Below are 23,126 nucleotides of genomic sequence, written 5' to 3'. Positions count from 1 at the left end.
ATTATCTTCAAATCCCGTTTATAAACAACGGGATTTTTTATGAGTACACAGCAAACAGGCTTCAGGCCTTCACTCAGTCTTTTCGACGCTACCATGATCGTAGCTGGCGGCATGATCGGTTCAGGTATCTTCATCGTAAGCTCGGATATTACCAGGAACGTGGGCAGCGCCGGCTGGCTGGTGCTGGTATGGCTGATCACCGGCTTCATGACCATTACGGCGGCAGTAAGCTATGGCGAACTGAGCGCCATGTATCCGAAAGCGGGCGGTCAGTATATATATCTCAAAGAGGCATATAATTCTCTCGTGGCTTTTCTTTTTGGATGGAGCTTTTTCTCCGTGATACAAACCGCTACCATTGCAGCGGTGGCGGTGGCGTTCAGTCGCTTTACCGCTTACCTGATCCCGGCAGTAGGAGAAGACAATATCATAGCCAACCTGGGCTTTATGAAGATATCGGCGGCGCAGGTGCTCGCCATCGTCATGATCTGTTTCCTCACCTACACCAATACAAAGGGTGTGAGGGGAGGCAAGATCATACAAAGCACATTTACTGTTACCAAACTGCTTTCTTTATTCGGACTCATTGTATTCGGGTTCCTGTTGGTAAAGCAAAGCCACTGGGCCGATAACTGGCATACAGGCTTTAATGCCATGCAGGATCTGGGTGTGAAAGACGATAAAGGCATGCTGCAACCCACTGCCTGGAAGCCCATCTCGGGCGCGGTATTGGTAGGCGCTATTGCTGCTGCGATGGTAGGCTCTATCTTCAGCAGTGACTCCTGGAACAACGTCACTTTTATAGCAGGCGAGATCAAGAACCCGCAAAGGAATATAGGCCTCAGTCTTTTCCTGGGTACCCTCATTGTTACGATCATCTACATTACGGCTAATCTCATGTACCTGCATGTGCTGCCTTTGCAGTCCATCGCCTATGCCAAGAACGACCGGGTGGCCGTTACCGCTGCCAATGCCATTTTTGGCAATGCAGGCACTATTGTGATCGCTGTTATGATCATGATTTCTACGTTTGGTTGCAATAACGGACTCATCCTGGCAGGGGCCAGGGTTTATTATACGATGGCCAACGATGGATTGTTTTTCAAAAAAACGGGAGAACTGAATAAGAATGCCGTGCCCGAATATGCTTTGTGGATACAGTGCGTTGTGGCTTCTTTATTGTGTTTGAGCGGACATTATGGCGATCTGCTCACCATGGTGTCGTTCATTGTGGTGATATTTTATGTGCTTACGATCATCGGAATTTTTATCCTGCGCAGGAAGCGTCCCGATATGCCAAGACCTTACAAGGCATTCGGATACCCGGTAATGCCCATGATATACATTGTGCTGGCGGCACTGTTTTGTGTGGCGCTGGTATGGGCTTCTCCTACTTATTCGTTGTGGGGACTCGGCATTACATTGATCGGACTTCCTTTGTATTATCTTGCAGGGCGAAACCAGCAATGAGCGGTTCGCAGAACTGAACAGATGAAAAAAAGAAGAGATGGACTTTGAACAGCTTTTTAAAAATTTGAGCAACAGCAAAGTATTGGTGGTAGGGGATATTATGCTGGATACTTACTGGTGGGGTAATGTAGACAGGATATCGCCCGAAGCGCCGGTGCCGGTGGTTGCATTGAAGAAAAAAGAACTGAGGGTGGGAGGGGCAGCCAATGTAGCGCTGAATACCGCGTCGCTGGGAGCAGCCACTTCAGTGATTGCGGTACTGGGAAATGATGAGAATGGCGCTTTGCTGAAACAACTGTTACAGCAAAGCGGTATCAATACCGATTACCTGGTTACAGATTCTAGCAGGGTTACTACCAACAAAACCCGTGTTATGAGCCGCAACCAGCAGATGATGCGCTTGGATGCGGAAGAAACGGAAGATATCGGCAAAGCAACAGAAGATATGTTGCTGCAACACGTGGCAGATTTTTTCATCAAACACAAACCGGATGTGCTCATCCTGGAAGATTACAATAAAGGGGTACTCACACCCAGGGTCATCAAAGAACTGATAGCGCTTTGTCAGTCGGCAGGCGTGACCACTGCTGTAGACCCCAAGCGGAAAAACTTTTTATCGTTCCAGGGAGTTGATATTTTCAAACCCAACCTCAAGGAAGTAAGAGAGGGATTGAACCTGGTAACCGATGCAGTTGATGAAGAAGCACTCAAGCACATACACCAGGCTTTGCAAAAAAAATTACAGCACAGGATATCACTCATCACTTTATCGGAAAAAGGAGTGTTTTACCAGGTCGATGGCGAAGCCAGGATCATCCCTACCCATGTACGGAATATAGCCGATGTGAGTGGCGCCGGCGATACGGTGATAGCAGTAGCGGCATTGGTGTATGCTGCGACCAAAAACATGCACCTGGCAGCGGATATGGCCAATATTGCGGGCGGACTGGTATGCGAAGAAGTAGGTACTGCGGCCATCGATAAAGAAAAGTTGTACAACGAATGTTGTCTGTTGCTGGATTGAATATGAAGAAATATGCAGTGATAGTAGCCGGAGGCAATGGCCAGCGAATGGGCACTGAAGTGCCCAAGCAGTTCCTGCTGCTAAAAAACAAACCGGTATTGTGGCATACGATCCATACCTTTTTGGAGTCTTATCCCGATATGCAAATTATCCTGGTGGTGCCGGAAGAACATCAACAGGCAGGGGAAAAGATTATTGCCGATTTGCAGGCAAGTGCAAGAACAACCATTGTACACGGCGGCTCCACCCGTTTTCATTCAGTACAAAATGGATTGAAAAAAATACAGGAACCTGCTGTTGTGTTTGTGCACGATGGTGTGCGGTGTTTGGTGAGCAAAGCATTGATCCATCGCTGCTACGAAGCGGCGCTGGCGCATGGTTCAGCTATACCAGCTGTAGCCGCAACAGATAGTATCCGGATAGCAGAGGGTACCTCGAGCAAAGTAGCGGACCGTAATAAGGTACGCATTGTACAAACCCCGCAGACATTCTTAAGTGAAGTATTACTTCCCGCATTCAACACCCCATACAACGAAGTGTTTACCGATGAAGCCACTGTAGTGGAAGCCAGTGGTAAAACTGTTCATCTCGTGCAGGGTGAACACAGTAATATTAAAATTACAAGGCCGGTTGACCTGCTCATAGCAGAGAGCATTATGGTGGATCGTTGACTTGTTTTCAAACGTCATCCCGAGCGCAGCCGAGGGATCTCATGAAGTCTTCAGCAGCTCCCTCGACTCGCTTCGCTCGCTCGGGATGACGGTAGCAGTTAAACTAATATGCTGGTACTGCTGATCTTCTCGAGTATCTGATGCGCCACTTCCATAGCCAGGAACCCATCGATCTCACTAACCACTACGGGCTTGTTGTTTACAATGGAATCCACGAAAGATTCGAGTTCCAGTTTGATGGAATTCACGGTATCAATTGACGGGTTGGCAATAGCCAGGGTTTTCTTGCCATGCTGTGTTTCAATATCGAAAGAAAAAACGTTCTTGTCCTCGGGTTGCTTGAGTTTGATGATCTCTGTTTTCTTCTCCAGGAAATCGATACCGATATAAGCATCTTTCTGAAAGAGGCGCATTTTGCGCATTTTCTTCATGCTGATGCGACTGCTGGTTAAATTGGCAACGCAGCCGTTGTTGAACTCGATGCGCACGTTGGCAATATCGGGTGTCTCGGTCATCACCGCCACACCACTTGCCGAAAGATGTTTGACATCACTCTTCACCAGGTTGAGGATAATGTCGATATCATGTATCATCAGGTCCAGGATCACGCTTACTTCGGTTCCCCTGGGATTGAACTGTGCCAGGCGATGCACTTCAATGAACATGGGGTTCAGGTTCATGTCCTTGATGGCGAGAAAAGCAGGGTTGAAACGCTCCACATGTCCCACCTGCATTTTTACATTGGCTTCACGGACCATATTTACGAGATCGCGCCCTTCCGGTATGGTATGGGCAAGGGGTTTCTCCACAAACACGTGTTTGCCCTTGCGGATGGCCTGCATGCAGACACTGAAATGGTGATCGGTAGGGGTGATCACATCAATGATATCGCAGGAGTCGATGAGTTTTTCCTCATCCATGAAACGTTTCAGGCCGTACTGCTCTGCCACGGCTTTGGCGTTTTCATTGTTCGGGTCGAAAAAGCCTACCAGCTTGATGCCTTCAATTTCTTTCCAGTTATTCAGGTGAAATTTTCCCAGGTGGCCTACACCGAAAACACCAACTTTAAGCATAACAATGAACAGATTAATTCGCGGTAAAGATAACCATTCGTTAATGTGAAACGAGCATAGCGGAGGACGATGTGGATATTCTTGCTTCTTTGCTGCTCCTGTATTGCACCGTTACGTTCAATCCCAGGCTGTTCAGCCGCATGCTACCCACGCCCAGCCCTGCAAGTGGCAGTTTTATGTAAGGTTCCAACTGCATGGACACCTTCTTGCTAATGGGCTTTTCAAACCCCGCAGAAAGATGTACAACGGAGAACCAGTAGGAGCTTCCCGTATTGTAATAACCCGATTTTTTTACGATCGCTCCTGTAGTGGGCGAGGGGTAATAGTAATCGTAATTTTCGTCTTTCATGAAATAGGAAGAAAGGCCCGTGCTGAAAGAAAAACGGCTGGTCGATTTTTTACCCGGGTGGAAGCGCACCAGGAGGGGGATATCCCACATGGAGCAATCTCCTTCTACATTCGTGAGGTTCCAGTAACTGGCGGGACTACCCTTGGGGGCCGTAAAGTCTGCTCCATCCATTTTATAATTCTTCTTCGTGTAAATAGCCCCGGTATGCAATGACCAGTGCTTGTTCAAATGATAACCCGCCATCAATCCTATATTATAGCCGGGAGTCTCGGTATACCTGAATTTCACGTTGCTGAGATCTGTACCCGCTATTACTCCCATGCTGAATTTGCTATACAAAGAAGAAGTGTTTGGTTCCTGGTGAGCAATCAATGATGTATCTACCGGATGATGATTTTGCTGTTGCAAAATGGTTGTATCCTTATGATGTGTATCATTGCCAACACCTGCTGCCAGCGGATGATCCAGCCCGTTATGCATAGGAGTGTTGTTACCGGCAACTTCTTTTGTAGCAGGCTGCTGGCTTCTGATTTCATCGTAAGCAGGAGGAGGTAAAACAGAAGCGCCTAACTGTTGTGACAAAGAAGATGCGGGTGAATCATTAGAACGGAGTGTATTTTTTGAATCAATAGAAGTATGGTTGAGTTGAGCTAATAGCGGAGATGCTTCTTCTGTTACAGGTGCAGGCGGATGCGTTTTGAGAATGGTATTTTCAGGTAAACTGGTAACAGGAGGTTCACTGTCTTGATGCACAGGCAAAGCAACAGGCGATTTTAATTTTGCCTGCGGACGCTCATGGTATTGATTCCAGAAATAAAACGATAAGCCGGTTGCCAATAAACAGGGCAGGAGCCACCATAATAATACAAGCCTTCTTTTCTTCTCCTGGGGCATGACTTTGTCCAGCTCCTGTGCCATTCGTGACCAGGAGGCGTTGCCAGGCGATGCTGCGTGTTCGGCAGCATCCCTGCTCAGGCGGTCCAGCTCATTATCGTCATCAGGATGGTACATATATTGTATAATCGGTTTGCTGCATAATGATTTTTCGGAGGTTATGCCTAGCTTTTGAGAGATTGGATTTGGAAGCGCCCACGCTGATGCCCAGCTGTTCGGCTATTTCTTCATGGGTCAACCCTTCAATTACAAAAAGATTAAAGACGGTGCGGTATACTGGCGTCAGTTTGCGAATGGCTTCAATGATTTCGCGGTAAGAAAGCCTGTCCAGGCCATTTTCCTGTATATCGGAAAATGATTCAACCTCGGGTACTGTTTCCCGGCTTACCAGTTTCAGGTGCGATTTGCGCAAGTAATCAATACAGGTGTTCACAACGATTTTCTTGAACCATCCTTTCAGCAAGGCTTCGGTATCTGCCTGGCGTCCGTCGTCGAACTGCCCGATATTCCTGAAAAGCTTGATGAAGGATTCATTGACGAGCTCTTCCGCCTCTTCCAGTTTATTAACATACCGATAGCAAATTTTCATGGCATACCCATGCATGGCATGATACAAGTCACGCTGACAATGGCGGTCGTTTTTACAGCAACCGCTGATGAGAGCCGTTATTGTGGTATTATTCCGCTCCAATTGCTAATGACGAACGCTTTAATGCGATATCCTCTCTTAAATTTACGACTTTAAATCCAGGTACGTATTTAGGTGGAGGAAGGTTGCCTAGCCCGTACGACCGTCGCGGACCTTTATTTTCTTACCGGCATTTTTCTTTTCAAATTCCAATACTTCCTTGGGTTTGGGTTTGGTTTTTCCGGCAGCGTTGTTTTTGAGGGAATCGGTTGCCGGTTTGGTTGTAGAAGTATTTGTGCTATCTTCTTTTATCCGATCCATTTCCGGACTATAAGGCTGATCCAGCATATATCTTTCGGTTCGTAATATTTGCCCGCTTGGTGGAAAATAATACCTCCAAATCCCATGCCGGAGGGAGTGTCCCTCTATTTTTACTACCACCTTCTTATATACGTCTGGATTTTGAAGGTCCTGTACATCAACGGTATCATAAGCTTTGGCAGGATTTACGGCCAGCCAGCTTTCTTCGTGTTCCAATCCTGCCATGGTAAAATACCTGCATACACCGTTCTTGTAACCCCAGCGATAGTTTTCAATAGCCAGCAGATCGCCCATAAGATTGAAGCGGCGCCACACACCTTCGCGCTGGCTGTTCACAAAACCACCTTCATCTTCATAACCGGGTTCTCCACGCAAGGGGTCTGCATGTATTTTCCACTTACCCTGCTTGAGTCCTTTGAGATCGGTGCAATTGATGGTATCTCCCCTGGAAGTCAGCTTATAAGTCTTGCACTGACCGGCTGCCGGCTGGTACACCAGCGGTAAGAGCAACAAAATGAAATAAAAACGCATATCAGAGCTGATGGTGTACCCCTAAATTACCAATAATTGATGACATCAGCCATTGACCATCTCACTCAAATATTGCTTCTCTGCTTTGAATGCTTCGCGGGGTTTGAGTCCGAGTAAAGAGAACATCGCATTGTCTTCTTCAAAAGAAGGATTGGGTGTTGTGAGCAGTTTATCGCCTGCAAAGATAGAATTGGCCCCTGCCATGAAACACAGCGCCTGCTCTGCTGTACTCATATCCGTTCTGCCTGCACTCAGGCGCACCATGGTGGCGGGCATCAGTACGCGGGCAGTAGCGATCATCCGCACCATATCCCATACATCTACTTTGTGATTGTGTTCCAGCGGGGTGCCGGCAATAGGAACGAGTGCGTTGATGGGAACACTCTCGGGATGTTCGGGCAGTGTTGCTAATGTATGCAGCATATTGATCCGGTCTTCATGTGTTTCTCCCAGTCCAATGATACCGCCGCAACAAACCGTTACACCCGCCTTGCGCACATGATCGAGTGTTTCCAAACGATCTTCATAAGTACGTGTGGTAATGATCTCTCCGTAATGCTCTTTGCTGGTATCGAGGTTGTGATTGTATGCATACAATCCTGCGTCGGCCAGTTTTTTTGCTTGCTCTTCGGTGAGCATACCCAGGGTGCAACATACTTCCATACCCATTTCATTCACGTCCTTCACCATTTCCAGCACACGGTCGAAATCGCGGTTGTCTCTCACTTCACGCCAGGCCGCTCCCATACAGAAACGCGTAGAGCCTGCGTCTTTGGCTTTTTGTGCGTAAGACAACACTTCCTCTTTTTTCATCAAGGCCTGCACGTTTACACCGGTATTGTAGCGGGCGGCTTGCGGACAATAAGCGCAGTCTTCACTGCAGCCACCGGTTTTGATACTGAGCAGGGTGCAAACCTGCACTTCTGCTGTATCGTTGTATTTCCTGTGCAGCGTGGCAGCGTTGAAGACCAGCTCCAGCAGCGGGGTATCGTATATCGACTTAACTTCTTCTAAGGTCCAGTTGGTACGTATTTCGGTTTGCATAAGTTTCAATAGTGTCTGATTTGACAAAGATAATTACAATCATTTATCATGCTCTATCCATTCTCTTTCCGGTGCAGCATATAGTTTCGCCATTTTTCAATAACCTGTGCCATGTCATCGGGGAGTGGTGATTCGAAGAACATTTCTTTTTGCGTAACGGGATGGATAAAGCCCAGCGTTCGTGCGTGCAGGGCGCAACGCGGACAAAGCGCGAAACAGTTGTCTACAAACTGTTTGTACTTGGTATAGATGGTACCTTTTAAAATTTTATCGCCGCCATATTCCCAGTCATTGAATAATGTGTGGCCGATATGTTTCATGTGCACACGTATCTGGTGGGTCCTTCCTGTTTCGAGCACGCATTCCACCAGTGTTACATAGTTGAAGCGTTCCAGCACTTTATAATGTGTGATGGCATGTTTACCCGTTTCACCATCGGGATAGGCATCGAACATTTTACGGTATTGCCTGTGGCGCGCAATATGCGCTTCGATGGTTCCTGCTTCTTCCTGTACATCGCCCCATACCAGGGCAACATATTTGCGTTGAACGGTGTGATTGAAAAATTGTTTGGCCAAATGTGCTGCCGCATCTGCGGTCTTGGCCAGCACAATGAGGCCGGTGGTATTTTTATCGATGCGATGTACTAATCCGAATCGCGGCAAAGCCTCTTCATCGATCTGGGGGTTCTGTTGTTGGAGGTGATAAGCTACTCCATTGAGCAAAGTACCACTGAAATTGCCCACACCGGGATGCACTACCATGTTGGCCGGTTTGTTGAGCACCATCACGGCATCATCTTCATATACGATGTTCAGGGGAATGTTCTCGGCTTTGAGTTCAGTATGATCGGGATTGATGAGGCTCATCATCACGATCTCATCGCCCGGCTTCACTTTGTAATTACTCTTGACCACTTTCCCGTTCACGGTAAGGAAGCCTGCTTCAATGCCGCGCTGTACTTTATTACGGGTGGCTCCTTCGATATGCATCTGCACCCATTTGTCTATCCGGAAAGGTTCCTGGCCCTTGTCTACCGAAAAGGTCTTGCGTTCATAAAGCTCTTCGGAGGCCTCTTCGGGTAAATGATCGTTTGCTTCGTGCATCCGGCAAAAATAGTTGTAATTGCGCAATGGCATACCTTTGTTGTATGCAAACAGTTCAGTTTCAGGACCTGGGTCTGAGAAATTACAAGGAAGTGTGGGATTACCAGGAAATGCTATTGCAGGAAAATACAACGGTCAAGGCACAATACCGTAACCAGGAATTATTGCCCGTTACAGAATGGCCCACACTGCACCATCTTTTGTTTGTAGAACATCCGCCCGTATATACCCTGGGCAAAAACGGAAAAGAAGCGCATGTGCTCATCGATGAAGCGGAACGCTTGGCCAGGGGCATCGATTATTTTCATATCAACAGGGGAGGGGACATCACTTTCCATGGCCCCGGCCAGTTGGTGGGTTACCCGATATTGGACCTGGAAAAATTCCGTACCGACCTGGGATGGTATTTACGCAGCCTCGAAGAAGTGATCATTCTTACCATGGCAACTTATGGGTTGAAAGGAGAACGGAGTCCGGGTGAAACCGGCGTGTGGATAGAGCCCGATGTAAAAGGACGCGAACGGAAAATATGCGCCATGGGCATCAAGTGCAGCCGGTGGATCACCATGCACGGCTTTGCTTTCAATGTCAATGCCAACCTGGATTATTTTCAATACATTGTTCCCTGCGGGATAGAGAACAAGCAGGTGACCTCCCTGCAAAAAGAACTGGGCCGTGAAATACCGATGGATGAAATAAAAACGGAAGTGCGAAAGAATTTTGAAAAAGTATTCAACGCCTCGCTTGTCTAGTTTTTGTCCAGGAAGAATTTATTCTTCTCTTTCAGTTTTTCATCTTCATACAATTCAAACTGGAACCAGCCAGAATGTATGAAGCTGGCTTTGTCCAGCACTACTTCGTTTTCTTTCACTGCTTTGATCTGGAAAATTTCCTGTCCGTTTTCTTCGAAGAAAACAATTCGGTAACGGTGTTGCTTATAATCGGGCAGGCGCACGGTGAGGTAACCTTTGTCGTTCGTGAATACATAAGGAGAAGGGATCCAGGATAATGCCTTGGCAACAAAGGGCCGCCAGTCGATGGAATCTGCATCAACGGTGTACAGGGAATCGCTGGTTCTGTTGATGATGGAATCACGAAAATGCAGGAAGTCTTTGTAGGGTAATTTGAGCGCCAGTTCACCCCGTTTGTAAATGCGTATGATGGCATCGGCTACCATGGCAGCAGCATTGGGTAATGGTTGCACGCGGGTATCCGGACTGTTATCGCCTACTCTTTTCACATTGCTAAAGAAATACTGGCCGCCCCTCAGCACATAAAAAATGCGGTAATATACTTTATAACCCGACATTGCCTGTGCGTCTACAAAACCATTGGAGAGCAATTCGGGCGATTGGGAGGAGAAGATGGTCCTGAAATTGGTGATGCTGTCGTAAGATCGCTGCACTGCCAATTGGATGCAGGAAGGGTAAGGGTTGATCCAACTGATCTGGGTCTTTCCTTTGGTAAGTTCTTTAACGGTAAAACCGGGCAGGGCGGTTTGGGCCTGTGCACTGTTCCATACAACAAACATAGCCAGCCAGGCCGGAAAAATTAAGCGTAGTGATTTCATCTCGTACAAAGATAAAAGCTGTTGGGTTATCAAAAAGGTAATGTATGCGGTGGTAGTGAATTGTTCCCCTGCAGGCCGCCACTGTGGATTACCAGGAGGCGGCTGTTTTTATGGAAATATTTTTTCTCAATACAATCTTTCACGGCGAATAATAACTTCGATGTGTACACGATATCGGTGGGCAATTGTTCATTTTCCCATAAGCCCTGCATGAACCGTACCAGATTTGAAGGGTGCTTGCCATATCCTCCGAAATGATAATCGTGTAAGATGCGGTGTTGTTTCTGTTGATCACCGGCATCCAGTAAATCGTCAACGGCTTTTTGCAGCGCTTCATTGCCTTTCATAACGCTGATGCCAATAACTTCCTGGTTGGCAGATGCTGTCCGTACCAATCCCGCCATCATGGTGCCTGTACCTACTGCGCAGAGTATATGCGAATACCCCGAAACATCAACCAGTTTGAGTATTTCCGAAGCGCCCCTGGCGCCTTCCGGTCCGTACCCGCCTTCAGGTATCCAATACCAACCAGGGTCGGCATGGGTTTGGATGATAGCATCTTTAAAACGGTAATCGGAGCGGTTGATAAATACCAGTTCCATGCCGCAGGCTTGCGCAGCCGTCAGTGTATGTGAGAGTGGAGAATGGGCTTCACCACGAATAAAACCGATGGTTTTCAATTCATGCTCCCTGCCTGCATAGGCCAGCGCCGCAATATGGTTAGAATAGGCTCCGCCGAAACTGGCAATTGTGTTTTTGCCGGTGCGTTCGGCAGCTTCGAGGTAGTACTTTAGTTTGAACCATTTATTACCGCTTATAACCGGGTGTATGCGGTCGAGCCGCAGCACATCGACCGTTGTATAGTCGCCGTTGATCCAACTGCTGAGCGATTGAATATTGATATTTTGTGAATTATAGCGCATTTGTGCTGTTTGTTACTCAAATCGAATGATTTAGCTTCGCCACTCGAAAGTATCAAAACAAACCAATCAATGAAACCCACCCTTGTGATCCTTGCAGCGGGCATGGCCAGCCGCTATGGAAGTATGAAACAAATAGAATCATTCGGTCCATCCGGTGAAACCATCATGGACTATTCCATTTATGATGCCATCCAGGCCGGATTTGGAAAGATCGTTTTCATTATCCGCGAAGATTTTGCCGACCAGTTCAAAGCCATTTTTGAACCCAAGCTCAAGGGACGGATCGAGATTGATTATGTGTACCAGGACCTCAAATCTTTTACCGGCAACAGGGTAATACCTGCCGACAGAACCAAACCCTGGGGTACGGCGCACGCGGTATTGTGCTGTAAAGGCAAGATACACGAACCTTTTGCAGTGATCAATGCCGATGATTATTATGGACGCGATGCCTTCATCAAGGCTTATGATTTTCTCGTTACCAAATGCAATGAAAAAACATATTGCATTATCGGATATGAGCTGAATAAAACGTTGAGCGATAACGGCAGTGTGAGCAGGGGTGTTTGTGAAGTGGATGCTGATAATAACCTGATCGATATCAACGAACGCACAAAAATTTCACGCCAGGCCAATGGTCATATTGTTTTTGAAGACGAGGCCGGCACCTATCATGTATTACCCGAAAATGCGATGGTGAGTATGAACTATCTCTGTTTTGCTCCGGGCTTTATTGATGTTTGCGAAAGCTTTTTCGGCGAGTTCCTGGATAAGAATATCAACAACCTCAAGTCGGAGTTTTTCATTCCTGTTGTAGCGGGACAATTCGTTTCTTCCGGGAAAGGTGTAGTAAAAGTGATACCCACTTCTTCAAAATGGTTTGGCGTTACTTATAAGGAAGATGCTCCGGTGGTACAGGCCAGCATCGATAAACTGGTAGCTGCCGGAGAATACCCCAATAATCTCTGGGCCTGATTGAACTTTGCCTTTTGCCCCAGACTTAAGTCCGCCGGGGCAAAAGGCAAAGTTTTTTGATGATGATCTGATTGGATATTTTTATTTGCTGTATGCTTTTACATAGAATACGCAGGGTTCCAGTTCGGCAATTTGTTGTTTGCGTTGCACGCCTTTGAGGCTGCTGCGTGCCGGCAGTTTGATTTTTACCATGGAACTGTCGCTTTTCTTGAGTTCTTCCACCATGCTGAAAATGTTCCTGGATTTAACTGCAAATGCTACCCCTTCTGCCTGTGCCTGGCGGGTGCTCAATACACCTACCACTTCTCCGTTGGTATTGAATACGGGGCCGCCTGAGTTGCCGGGATTGGCGCTGATCTGCACCTGGTAGGAGAGTGAATCTCCGTTGTAGCCCGTTTTGGCGCTCAGGTATCCCATTCCGTACACGATGTCGTTCCGGGGATATCCCAGGGTGAAGATCTCTTCGCCGAGATCGGTATTGTTTTTACGGATACTATAGGGAAGGGAGTGCAATGGCTCGTAATCTTTGTCGCTGATCTTAAGAATGGCCAGGTCTTTGTCCTGGTCGATATGCACGATCGTGGCGCTGAATTCCTGCCCCTGGTTATTCACGACAATAGCGCCCGACCCTTTGAGTACATGGGCATTGGTCATGATATAACCTTTGGTATCGATGAGAAACCCTGTGCCGCCGCTGATGAGCCGGGCATTCTCGGGTATCTTGCTTTTTACTTCGTTGATCAATGAACCCTGGTATTGCTGGTTCCTTTTGATCACTTCAATGTCTTTACTCAGTTGTTGCAACTGGTTGCCGTTTACAGCGGGGGAGAGGTAAACGGTGAGGCCACTGATGACCAATGCTATGATACCACCCACCGAAGCGGCGATGGCAGTCACTTTTTTGTATTTGTTCCAGAGCTGGATAACGCGCCCTTTAGCGGAAGGTGCGGTGCCTTCATTGATGTCGCCCCGGGCCAGTAACCGGGCATGGGATTCATGTATGCTGTGTTTCAGGGTACGGTGGGCTGCATAAAAATCCATCTGGTGCAGGAACATACCGTGCTCTACCACCATCTGGTCAATTTCAGGCGTATTTTTCCGGAGCTCTTCAAAATAAGCCCGTTCGGCGGCGTCCATATCGCCGCTGAGGTACCTTTCAATAGCTTCCAGTAATAAGATATCGTCCATCATAGTGCTTACTCTCCGATATTATATTGCGCAAAGAAGAGTTTCTTTAAACGCATTAAACATTTGTATTTCTGGTTCTTGGCGTTATCGGCATTGGTATAACCGAATTCCTGCGCCAATTCCTGCATGTCCATTTTCTTCAGGTAAAATCCTTCCAACAATCCCTTGCAGGGCTCCCCCAGGCTGTTCAGGGCCCGGTCCATTATCGCAAACTCGGCATTCCGCTTCTCATGGATCTCCAGGTCTTCTTCCACCGCCACTGTTTCATCAAGCGGGTCAACTTGCCGTGTAAAACGACCCAGTTGTTGTAGCCGTTTGAGCCAAAGTCTCCTACATATTGAATAAACATAAGTTTTAATTTGACAGGTTAAGACAAATGATTCACTCTGTGCTTTTTCATAGAGGGCAATCATCGCTTCCTGAAAAACATCCCTTGCATCATCGTAAGAGCCATTGTTGTTCAGAATGAAAGACTGAATGGATGCGAAATTTTCCTTATAAATGGCATCAATGGCCTTCGAGTCATTGTTGGCCAACCCTTTCAATAACACCTGTTCGTTGCTGTCAGCTTTCACTATGCACCATTTAATACTGTGAGGAGGGTAAAAGTAACCCAAAATAGTCCTAAAATGTTTTTTTGAAAAATATTCCGGTCGCGAGGTTACCTTTTATCTTTTGCCGGTATTAACAGGAAATTCACTCACACAAAAAACACAACAAATGAAAAAGCTGTTATTCGTTTTAGCTATCGGCGCTCTTGCTGCCTGCGGTTCTGGTGCCAACAAAGATGCTGCTAAAGATTCTACTGCAACTGTAGCCCCTGCTGCTGATTCAGCTGCTAAAGCTGCTGCTGACACCACTAAGAAAGCAGATACAGCTGCTAAAGCTGCTGTTGACACTTCAGCTAAGAAGAAGTAATTTATTTTAGGCTGCCGAATATAAAACGAACGGAGGCGTGCTTGCCTGCCCCTGGTAGCTTATCAAAGATTTTTTCATATGGCAAGCAATCGTTAGAGGCCGCTCCGTTTCCACGGAGGGGCTTTTTTCATATCCATCCAGCCGCGTACAATCCGCATCCGATTCAGGAAAAATATAAGGTCAACGATCGAATTCCGCCAACTGGCAGATGCCGCCAGTCTCTAAACGGAAGTGATCGGACAGCAGGCGGATGCCGCCAGTCTCCAGGCGGAAGTGATCGGACAGCAGGCGGATGCCGCCCGCCTTCAGACGGAAATGGCCAGACAGCAGGCCGATACCACTAGATAGTTGAAAATTTGTCCTGGTAACACTACTTCACCGAAAAGGTACAAATTCTTGTTGCTTTTCCCGTTTTTTATTTCGCTGCAACCATTGTCCAACTTGTGTATCAGCCGAACAGCTTCATTCACTGATTAGCGACCACTCTGAGACGCCGCAAAAATTTAAAGACACACATTTCGTATGGCCGCAGCGTTCAAAAGAACTCGAAATAAACATAGAAAAAATAAAAAACAGAAATCAAACACATCGACGATAAGCGCATGCCACTAACATCAGCTTTGCAAAAAAGTTGGGCTGACAAATATCGCCCATCAGCTGTTGGAATTCTAACCTAGCGATAGTGACTTGGCTTCAGCTAATCGAGTCAATAGTGGCCAAGCGGACAGACGGATCACAAAATCCCAACATTTGCAAAGCGCTATATGTTAGGCGCAACAGACACAATCAACTACTTAATTATGGGACTATTAGTCGAATCTCTTAATGAGCTACCGACAGCAGCTCAACGAGGCTATTATCTTTATTTATTGGACTATGGATGGCATGAGCCCATAAGTGATGCACTTCGAGAAAACTTCGCAAGAATGGCTCAGCGAGCCTCAGGAAATAATGCTGTTATTATACGAGGAACGCTGGTTGGATTTCATTTTGAAAATGAAGTAATGTCATGGCGTCATATTAATAATGAAAAGACTGACGAATTACTTCCAGCACTTTTAATCACAAATGCACACCCGGCATATTTTAGGGATAGATTCTTACCTGAAAGACAAAATGAGTTTAATGACCGAGATTTCAAAATGATTCTTATTCCGTTTAAGAAATGTTGCAAAAACACAACGGAAGTGATTGACACAATTGAAAAATATTTATTGACATTGAAAATCAGAAGGACTTGGGAGATTTTAAAATCTCACGAACTATGAAGAGAGGTATCGGCAATGCTATTGTTGACGCCGTAATTTTGGGACCAAACATCGGTGGAGTCGGATTTGACTTTAAGAAATTGATAGATTATTTTCGAAAAAAGTAAGCCTTCAATGCGACTAACATGGGGTTTGCTGCTATGCTGGCTGACATAATAACAATGAGCTGCATATCGATATCAGCTATTATCTGGCTGACGAATTACTAATTAGCTTTGTTGTTAACTTCAACTTCAATAATTCTATTGGGCAGCAGTTCCGGGCTGGACATTCAATGAATGCCAGCATAGCAGAAAGCCCAGCCCATTATGTGCAATGCGTCATTCATCAAAACGACTAAATGATATTAGGTAATATTGACAACTTTAAAGGAACAGGATTAGTAGCCTTTATAGATATTTTGGGATTCGCCAAAGAAATTGAAGAAAAATGGGATAATTCTGAAGACAATCCATTACAAAAGCTTTTGACTCTAAAGGAAAAACTACCTAGGATTACTAACGATGTATTTAAAGAGTATGATAGAAACAGTAAAAGTAAATTATTTCCATGCAGAGTTCAAACAATTTCAGATAGTATCGTTGTCTCATTCGGATTTGACGAACCTTTAATTCATGGGGATGTGATTTTAGCAACAATGGTATTCCTTTATACTATTTTAGACAGGCAGTATTCGCTCCCGCCGTAAGGTGCTGCATAGCATTGCTGAGCAGCGGCAGGAAATGCAATTCATAGTGAGGTTTATGCAGCATTGTTTTAAGCAACTGGTAGAGTACCACCAATACTACCAGCAAACTGGCACCTAGTTGCCATCCGGGTAAATCCATTTGAGTACTGATTGTAACCGTGGCTATTAGCAGTAGGGCAACAACGCACTTGAAATGAGTCCAGACGAGCGTGTTCCGGTAACCGCCTTCTAGTCTTTTTTGTGTGGACTGCAAAGACCAGTGATCGAATTTGGATGACCAGGTTTTGTGATGGGTTTCCAGAAGTCTGGTACAGACTCAAGACTGGTATAAATTGAAAAAGGCAGAAAGGAAATAATGGGGCTGTTTTTCATAATAGGTACAAAGTTAGTAAGCACCTTTAAAAATAGCGGTCCGCAAAGTATAAGTTTATTTTTAGTTTACCCTGGTATATCATGGGGGGTAATTTGAGTGGTTTTTCCATTCAAACCTATTTGTAATGTATGTATATATTGAAAGTGATATCTATCTTTTAATAACTGAGGTTAGGTTTTGATAAAAACGTTCCATCAAGCGCATATCTTTTGTGATAATTAAGGCCTCAGCTTTTAAGCCATCCCGGTACTGTAGTTTCTTATGTTGATTTGTTGCAAGGCCATTTTCTATTTGTATATGAGCCAGAAAGCCACTGTCAGTTGCAAATTCGGTAATAAAATTGAGTCTCCCTTTTACATATCCAAATTCCTCATAAGGATACGCATCAAAGCGAAGCTGAACTTGCTGTCCTGTGTCGAGTTTCCCAAAGTCATATTGATGCAGGTTAACTTCTGCATAGTAACGAGTGTTGGGCGGATTAATAAATCCCAATATTTTCCCAGCCTTAAGAAACTGATTTTCTTGAGTAGATGTCAGATATGTGATTTTTCCGCTTATTGAAGCTTGCAGAACATACTTGTTATACCAGTCCATTACCTGGTTCAGGAATGTTTGAGCGGCTTGTTGAAAAATACTTTTTTGCATTGAAATGCTATGTTCAAGTTCGTTAATCTCTTTTTGCTTTTCTCTCTGTTGGATTTCGTTGTTTAATAGTATCGAATTTACCTGAGGGATACTCATTTGTTTATTCAATAATTTGCTTTGTTCATTTCGATCATCTTGTTTTGAAATCACCCTATCCTTTAACAATGATTCATTCGCTTTGTAACTTTCTTCAGAAAGATTTAGATCCTTTAACATTAGTTCTTTTTGCTGTTGTTGGATGCCATGGTTCTTTTGAAGATAGGTTAGGTCTTCGCCTAGAATTTTCTTTTTTCTTAGGTAAAAACCATTATTCAGATAGTCAGTGAATTGCTGATAGCTTATCATAAATTGTTGGTATCCTTGTTGGAGTTCACCCAAAGCATCAAAAGTAGTAGCAAACATGCTTTCAATATTTTGTGTATTATTTTTTTGCAGGTCCGCTATGGCTGTATCAAGGTAATTTCGAAGCAACAATACTTCTTCATGTTTGGCATTACTTTCAATAAATCCAATAATGGTACCGGCGGATACAATGTCGTTGTTCGTTGCAAATAATTTTATGAGCCGTCCATCTTGTCGAATAATAATCTCCTTTGGTGCATTGGTCGCAATTAAGGTAGCCCGCGTTTTAAATACATCAGGGTAATGAACAAACCAAGTTGCCGCAATTAAGCTTAAGAGTACAAAAAGAAAAAAAAATAACGCCCACCTCTCTAAAAAGCCTGGCTTACGTGAAATAATTTCGTTCATTGCTTCACTGCGCAGGCTGCTATATATTGCCGGCCCAATTAATTCGCCTTTTTCGTTGACTTCAATAGGCATGATATATAAATTTAATTGCCCAACTCAAGTTGGTTTTTTACTAGCTCATAGTACCGACCCCGAATATTGGAAAGTTCATTGTGTGTGCCCTCTTCAGCTATTTTTCCCTCATGCAAAACAATGATTTTGTCTGCTGTTTTTACCGTGCTTAACCGATGCGCAACCACAACAACAGTTCGCCCTTTGAAGAACTCTTGCAGATTTTCAACTATGGCTTTTTCATTGTTGGCGTCAAGTGAATTGGTAGCTTCATCAAAAAATAGGTATTCTGGATCTTTATAAACTGCCCTTGCAATCAATAGACGCTGTTTCTGTCCCTGGCTGATTCCTTTTCCGTCAGTGCCAAGCTTTGTATTAAAGCCGTTGGGAAGTGATTCAATAAATGAAAGAATATTGGCTGTTTTACAGGCAGAAACCAACCGGGAAAAATCGGGTTGATCATAACCTACCGCTATATTACGCGCAATTGAATCATTAAAAATGTATCCATCCTGCAAAACCGCGCCACATTGCTTGCGCCAATAAGACGGGCTTATGTATTTGAATTTTAATTCCGGCCCGTCAGTGTTCTCAGTATTTTTGGTGCCTATGATAATGTCACCTTCATATTGCTCATAAAATTTCAATAATAATTTTAGCAACGTAGTTTTACCACTACCACTTACACCAACAATTGCTGTTGTTTTTCCTTCCGGAATTGAAATATTTACATTTTTCAAAACAGGATCATTGCCAACCCCTGGATATGTAAAGGAAAAATTCGAAAAAAAAATGGATTTGTGCTCTGGTAGATGTTGTAGATACGCGGCTTCATTGGAGTGTGAATTTTCCTCCTCCTTCATTTGGTGAATTTCGTTTAGCCGTTCCAAGCTAATTTTTGCGTCTTGAGCGTGTTGTATGAACCCAACAAACTGTTCTATAGGGCTATTAAGCTGTCCGATTATATATTGAACTGCAAGCATAGCACCTAGGGTTAGTTGCCCTTGAACTACCATTTGTGCTACCATAAAGGTGATCACTAAATTCTTACCTTCGTTGATAAATAAAGCCCCTGCCTCTTGCAGCTGACTAAATGATAAATTTTTCAAATTTAATTTGAATAAGGATGCCTGTACATTTTCCCATTCCCATCTTTTCAAATGTTCCGCGCTGTTGAGTTTCAATTCTTGCATGCCCTGAACCAATTGTAATGAAACGGTGTTTTCTTTTGCAGCTAAATGAAAGGTCTGGTAATTTATTTTGCGACGTATTCTTAGAAATAGGCGAATCCAAAGAAAATATGAAATACTGCCCAGCGTGAATATCAAAAAAAGCTGAAAATTATAAAGAATTAAAACAGCTGAGAATGCGACGAAATTGAATGAAAGAAATAGGGTATTTACCGCACTACCGGTTAAAAAACTTTCTACGCTTTTGGTATCGCCTAATCTTTGCAATGTATCCCCGGTATGATAGTTGTCAAAATAACTGATTGGCAGCCTTGTTAATTTAATCCAGAAGTCTGACAGAAGAGAAAAATTAACATTAATTGATATGCCCAACAATAATCTACTACGGATAAAATTAATAACGGTCCTGCTGAAAACAAGCATTAGTTGTGCGATAAGAACAATTGAGATAAATTGCAAATTTCGGGTATTAATACCCGTATCGACAATACTCTGAGTAAGGAAAGGAAAAATAAGTTGAAAAAGTGAGGTTGCGAATAAAGCCAGGAATACCTGGGTTAATCCCCATTTACTATTTTTCAAATATTGAAAAACCAAACCCCAACTTAGTTTGGTCTCTTTTCCATCTGGGTGCTCATAAAATTTGGCAGTGGGTTCGAGTAGTAAGGCAGTGCCAATGCTTTCTCCGTTTGCATTTTTGTTGCTTATCCATTGCGCTAAGAACTCTTCTTCTGTGAGGGTAAATAAGCCGCGTGCCGGATCAGCAATCGTAATTTTACTTCTTTTCCGCCATCTGGAAGGAAGGTATGGCAGCACAACAAAATGATTTTGGTTCCAATGTAATATGCATGGCAGTAAGGCATCCTCTCGTAATTGTTTAAAACTAATTTGGACGCCTCTTGTCCTAAATCCGATATTTTCTCCGGCTTCACTAATACCTAACAAGCTCACACCTTCTTTGCCAAATCCGGCAGTCAGTCTTATGCCTTCTGCACTATAGCTTCTGCCATAATATTTGGCAATCATCCGCAAACTCGCCGGCCCGCAATCCATAACATTTGCCTGCCTATGTACAGTAAAACGGTTAAACACGTGCATCAGTTTGTTTGTGATAAATTTGTGATTGACCGATTGTAAAAACATCGGGCATTATTTTTCCTATTATCCTGGGAGTACACTTTTTTTTAAAAAGTATCAAATGATACAACAGAATTTCAAATCTATTTTTGTATATTAACGTGCCTTTGTCCCATTTCATTTTACCAGGAACACCGTCAATTATATGTAAATCACTGTAGTATTTAATTTGATTTGTTTCGACTTGCTTTTGAACTACGTGCATCATACTCTCAATCTCCGTATTTATTTCATAATACTTTTTGCCTTCGCTAAAGGCATCGTGCGCAAAAGCTGTTTCGTCAAAACAGTAAAGTTTATTCGTGGTAAATACTTTTTGATAATCCCTGCTTTCTTTAAACAGTGCATTCATTTTTGAATTGTTACGATACAGTAAAAAAAAGCCCGTAATCCAATCTGGGCGAACACTGATTAAGTCATAAACTTCCAAAATCTCATCAGTAATAAAAGTTCTTATGTTGCCAAAGATCACATCAATATCCCCATGACCCCAGAAATCGTATCCCTTAATCAACTCCGCAAACAGGAATCCGTATGCTGGTTTAAAATCACATAGCTTATAAGGATAATCCACTGTTATTTGGAAGCCTAGTTTCTTCGAGGCGGCTAATATCACATCTTCCAATTTCTTTTCGATGATAGAGACATTAGCAGGTTTGTTTACAATTGGCTCCAGATTGTCTGTAATTATAAAAAAAACTACAGTAGGGTTATATGCGCACGAGTGAATAAAATAAGGAAAATACCAGGGAAATGGTCCGTACCAGCATGTAATAATTGCAATTGAGATTTTTGGGCTCATAATTAATATATCAGTTATAGATATTCAATTTTCGGCGCTGAAAAGAGAGTAAAAAACGTTTTCAAAATCTGCCACATTGCCGTCAAACCTTCTAATAAGTTTTTTTTCTTTGTCAAAAAGGTATGCTTTAGGAATCAATTTGATATTGAATAGCATGTCTACCTGTTTGAGAGAACTGTCTGTTGCAATTAGTTGCTTCCAGGGCATGTCTTCCTGCGCTAATGCGGTTTTCCAGTTTGCCACGTCATGGTCTAGTGAAATGCTTGAAATTGACAGCCCTTTTTTATTATAGTGGTCATAGATTTTTTTTAATGTTGGAATCTCTTTGCGACATGGGCCACACCAACTTGCCCAGAATACTAAGAGGTTAAAAGAGGCTTTTTCGTCACCTATTAGAGAAAGATGTCCATGGGGGTCCTGTAATTGCAAATGGTGCGGATATACTTTATCGAAAGTCTCTGCAATTTGAAAATAATTTTCAAAGCTTTTGTACTTGGCTGTTCTTTTTACATCTTTGTCGAAATGATCGAGTAATGTCTTCAGATCTTCAATTGAGAATTTTTCTTTATAATAAAGTAGTTGTTTCAAAAGGCAAAAGGAGTAGGGGTATTGGGCGATAAGGGCGACATCCCGTTGAATTATTAGTGAATCATTTGCGCCATCCGTAGCATAGGATAGCGAAATATTCTTGAGTAAAGGCAGATTTTGTCTACTACCTTTATATGTCGAATTAAAGGCTGTCTCATTATAATAAGTGCCAATGGTCGTAATCCCTCGGTCAATGTAAAAAGAAGAATTGATCATCTTAGATACGTAAGGATTTTTAAAACCTAGTCGTCGCTTATACGGAACCCGATTAATTGAATCTGTAAAAATTATTGCGACTTCATGAGGGAAAAAAGTAGAATCGACAATCAAATTAAAAATGCTTGTATCTCCATTAGCTATTACTGAATCCAGAATAGTTTTACTTTCCGAGTTGACTAAATATAGATAGCGCCCTTTCATTTCTTCAGCCTGAACGTTAGGCATGATTACCTTTATTTTGACAGTATTATCACTGTCTTTGTCTGAGCAGGCAATTAAAAGAAACAGACCTGATATCAAGATAGATTTTATTGCATTCATTTAGTTCACATTTATGACATAAGAACATAAGAGGCATTGGAAATGCCAAGCCTCTTATGCAAAGGTAACATGTAACAGTTGGCCTACTGTACGCAATGACTGGTTCCGCTCGTCGGAGTGTATACACCGTATTGAGTGGAGCAGCCGCATTCCATATAACCTCCTGAACCACCACCAAACCCGGCATCGCAGTTCCCGCTGTAGGTTATGCCATTGGCATAAAGGGTGCAAGGTAGATTGACTCTACAGTAGGCAGTCGTTCCTGCCATTATGTTTTTCATTTCGGCTCTGCTCATTTTCCCTTTTAAACTGTCAAGACCCATTTTAGGTTTTTTCATGTTTTTTTATTTAGAATGAACAATGTTTCTATCTAAGCTTTTGGCGTCATAGATATTGGCCGCCGGGCAAC

At 43.9% G+C, this 23,126-nt stretch carries 23 protein-coding genes; 8 read left to right on the top strand and 15 right to left on the bottom strand.

From position 1 onward, the window contains the following. The first annotated feature begins 39 nt into the window (after positions 1-39). Genes BLU98_RS12875 through BLU98_RS12865 form a run of 3 tightly spaced genes read left to right on the top strand, consistent with a single transcriptional unit; the run spans position 40 to position 3,165 of the window. On the top strand, positions 40-1,470 hold the full coding sequence (locus BLU98_RS12875; protein ID WP_092725169.1) for an APC family permease: 1,431 nt from the start codon (positions 40-42) through the stop codon (positions 1,468-1,470). A gap of 37 nt (positions 1,471-1,507) precedes the next feature. Next, complete coding sequence (locus tag BLU98_RS12870; RefSeq protein ID WP_092725167.1) at positions 1,508-2,494, top strand: bifunctional heptose 7-phosphate kinase/heptose 1-phosphate adenyltransferase; 987 nt, start codon at positions 1,508-1,510, stop codon at positions 2,492-2,494. Continuing rightward, positions 2,473-3,165, top strand: coding sequence for a 2-C-methyl-D-erythritol 4-phosphate cytidylyltransferase (locus BLU98_RS12865; protein ID WP_257574970.1), 693 nt, complete (start codon positions 2,473-2,475; stop codon positions 3,163-3,165). The genes BLU98_RS12870 and BLU98_RS12865 overlap by 22 nt, the downstream gene beginning before the upstream one ends. A 98-nt stretch (positions 3,166-3,263) precedes the next feature. Here the strand turns inward: BLU98_RS12865 and BLU98_RS12860 are convergent, their stop codons facing one another. The 6 genes from BLU98_RS12860 to BLU98_RS12835 all read right to left on the bottom strand — a co-directional run bounded on the left by BLU98_RS12860 (position 3,264) and on the right by BLU98_RS12835 (position 9,111). Beyond that, positions 3,264-4,238, bottom strand: coding sequence for a Gfo/Idh/MocA family protein (locus tag BLU98_RS12860; RefSeq protein WP_092725166.1), 975 nt, complete (start codon positions 4,236-4,238; stop codon positions 3,264-3,266). A gap of 40 nt (positions 4,239-4,278) precedes the next feature. Further along, positions 4,279-5,598: an outer membrane beta-barrel protein gene (locus BLU98_RS12855; RefSeq protein WP_092725165.1), complete on the bottom strand. Its 1,320-nt coding sequence runs from the start codon at positions 5,596-5,598 to the stop codon at positions 4,279-4,281. Then, positions 5,585-6,097: an RNA polymerase sigma factor gene (locus tag BLU98_RS12850; protein WP_257574975.1), complete on the bottom strand. Its 513-nt coding sequence runs from the start codon at positions 6,095-6,097 to the stop codon at positions 5,585-5,587. Before BLU98_RS12850 ends, BLU98_RS12855 begins: the two co-directional genes overlap by 14 nt. A gap of 162 nt (positions 6,098-6,259) precedes the next feature. Then, positions 6,260-6,961, bottom strand: a complete 702-nt coding sequence (locus BLU98_RS12845; protein WP_092725163.1) for a toxin-antitoxin system YwqK family antitoxin — start codon at positions 6,959-6,961, stop codon at positions 6,260-6,262. A gap of 45 nt (positions 6,962-7,006) precedes the next feature. Beyond that, positions 7,007-8,005: a biotin synthase BioB gene (bioB, locus tag BLU98_RS12840; protein WP_092725162.1), complete on the bottom strand. Its 999-nt coding sequence runs from the start codon at positions 8,003-8,005 to the stop codon at positions 7,007-7,009. Positions 8,006-8,058: 53 nt separating this feature from the next. Next, complete coding sequence (locus tag BLU98_RS12835; protein WP_092725308.1) at positions 8,059-9,111, bottom strand: RluA family pseudouridine synthase; 1,053 nt, start codon at positions 9,109-9,111, stop codon at positions 8,059-8,061. Between the two features lie 44 nt (positions 9,112-9,155). Here BLU98_RS12835 and lipB point away from each other — a divergent pair, with 44 nt between their 5' ends. Then, positions 9,156-9,863, top strand: a complete 708-nt coding sequence (lipB, locus tag BLU98_RS12830; RefSeq protein ID WP_092725161.1) for a lipoyl(octanoyl) transferase LipB — start codon at positions 9,156-9,158, stop codon at positions 9,861-9,863. Here the strand turns inward: lipB and BLU98_RS12825 are convergent. Both BLU98_RS12825 and BLU98_RS12820 read right to left on the bottom strand, forming a co-directional pair. Continuing rightward, positions 9,860-10,681 (bottom strand): hypothetical protein, encoded by an 822-nt coding sequence (locus BLU98_RS12825; protein WP_139173914.1) that lies wholly within the window; start codon positions 10,679-10,681, stop codon positions 9,860-9,862. The two genes, lipB and BLU98_RS12825, sit on opposite strands and share 4 nt — an antisense overlap. Before the next feature lie 29 nt (positions 10,682-10,710). Next, complete coding sequence (locus tag BLU98_RS12820) at positions 10,711-11,604, bottom strand: 1-aminocyclopropane-1-carboxylate deaminase/D-cysteine desulfhydrase (protein ID WP_092725157.1); 894 nt, start codon at positions 11,602-11,604, stop codon at positions 10,711-10,713. Between the two features lie 69 nt (positions 11,605-11,673). Here BLU98_RS12820 and BLU98_RS12815 point away from each other — a divergent pair, with 69 nt between their 5' ends. Next, positions 11,674-12,579 (top strand): sugar phosphate nucleotidyltransferase, encoded by a 906-nt coding sequence (locus BLU98_RS12815; RefSeq protein WP_092725155.1) that lies wholly within the window; start codon positions 11,674-11,676, stop codon positions 12,577-12,579. 81 nt (positions 12,580-12,660) lie between these two features. Here the strand turns inward: BLU98_RS12815 and BLU98_RS12810 are convergent, their stop codons facing one another. Next, positions 12,661-13,770, bottom strand: coding sequence for a S1C family serine protease (locus tag BLU98_RS12810; RefSeq protein WP_092725153.1), 1,110 nt, complete (start codon positions 13,768-13,770; stop codon positions 12,661-12,663). 5 nt (positions 13,771-13,775) lie between these two features. Then, positions 13,776-14,342 carry an RNA polymerase sigma factor gene (locus BLU98_RS12805; protein ID WP_026773685.1) on the bottom strand — a complete coding sequence of 189 codons (567 nt, stop codon included), beginning with the start codon at positions 14,340-14,342 and terminating at the stop codon, positions 13,776-13,778. Positions 14,343-14,487: 145 nt separating this feature from the next. Between BLU98_RS12805 and BLU98_RS12800 the strand changes: the two genes are divergently transcribed. The 3 genes from BLU98_RS12800 to BLU98_RS12790 all read left to right on the top strand — a co-directional run bounded on the left by BLU98_RS12800 (position 14,488) and on the right by BLU98_RS12790 (position 16,641). After that, positions 14,488-14,685 (top strand): hypothetical protein, encoded by a 198-nt coding sequence (locus BLU98_RS12800; protein ID WP_092725146.1) that lies wholly within the window; start codon positions 14,488-14,490, stop codon positions 14,683-14,685. A gap of 764 nt (positions 14,686-15,449) precedes the next feature. Then, positions 15,450-15,953 (top strand): hypothetical protein, encoded by a 504-nt coding sequence (locus BLU98_RS12795; RefSeq protein WP_257574969.1) that lies wholly within the window; start codon positions 15,450-15,452, stop codon positions 15,951-15,953. A 340-nt stretch (positions 15,954-16,293) separates the two neighbouring features. Beyond that, complete coding sequence (locus tag BLU98_RS12790; protein WP_092725143.1) at positions 16,294-16,641, top strand: hypothetical protein; 348 nt, start codon at positions 16,294-16,296, stop codon at positions 16,639-16,641. Here the strand turns inward: BLU98_RS12790 and BLU98_RS17885 are convergent. The 5 genes from BLU98_RS17885 to BLU98_RS12770 all read right to left on the bottom strand — a co-directional run bounded on the left by BLU98_RS17885 (position 16,607) and on the right by BLU98_RS12770 (position 22,717). Further along, on the bottom strand, positions 16,607-16,780 hold the full coding sequence (locus BLU98_RS17885; RefSeq protein ID WP_257574968.1) for a hypothetical protein: 174 nt from the start codon (positions 16,778-16,780) through the stop codon (positions 16,607-16,609). The two genes, BLU98_RS12790 and BLU98_RS17885, sit on opposite strands and share 35 nt — an antisense overlap. 384 nt (positions 16,781-17,164) lie before the next feature. Further along, a complete protein-coding gene (locus BLU98_RS12785; protein ID WP_092725134.1) occupies positions 17,165-18,481 on the bottom strand; it encodes an HlyD family secretion protein in 1,317 nt (438 codons plus the stop codon). A gap of 11 nt (positions 18,482-18,492) precedes the next feature. After that, complete coding sequence (locus tag BLU98_RS12780; RefSeq protein WP_257574967.1) at positions 18,493-20,742, bottom strand: peptidase domain-containing ABC transporter; 2,250 nt, start codon at positions 20,740-20,742, stop codon at positions 18,493-18,495. After that, positions 20,735-21,589 (bottom strand): DUF6625 family protein, encoded by an 855-nt coding sequence (locus BLU98_RS12775; protein WP_092725130.1) that lies wholly within the window; start codon positions 21,587-21,589, stop codon positions 20,735-20,737. Before BLU98_RS12775 ends, BLU98_RS12780 begins: the two co-directional genes overlap by 8 nt. 24 nt (positions 21,590-21,613) lie before the next feature. After that, positions 21,614-22,717 carry a TlpA family protein disulfide reductase gene (locus tag BLU98_RS12770; protein ID WP_092725129.1) on the bottom strand — a complete coding sequence of 368 codons (1,104 nt, stop codon included), beginning with the start codon at positions 22,715-22,717 and terminating at the stop codon, positions 21,614-21,616. Positions 22,718-23,126 lie beyond the last annotated feature (409 nt).

Origin of the sequence: Hydrobacter penzbergensis (genome assembly GCF_900106985.1) — a bacterium.
Classification (GTDB): Bacteria; Bacteroidota; Bacteroidia; order Chitinophagales; family Chitinophagaceae; genus Sediminibacterium; species Sediminibacterium magnilacihabitans.
The sequence above is the reverse complement of the archived record's forward strand: the minus strand, read 5'-3'. Positions and strand labels throughout refer to the sequence as shown.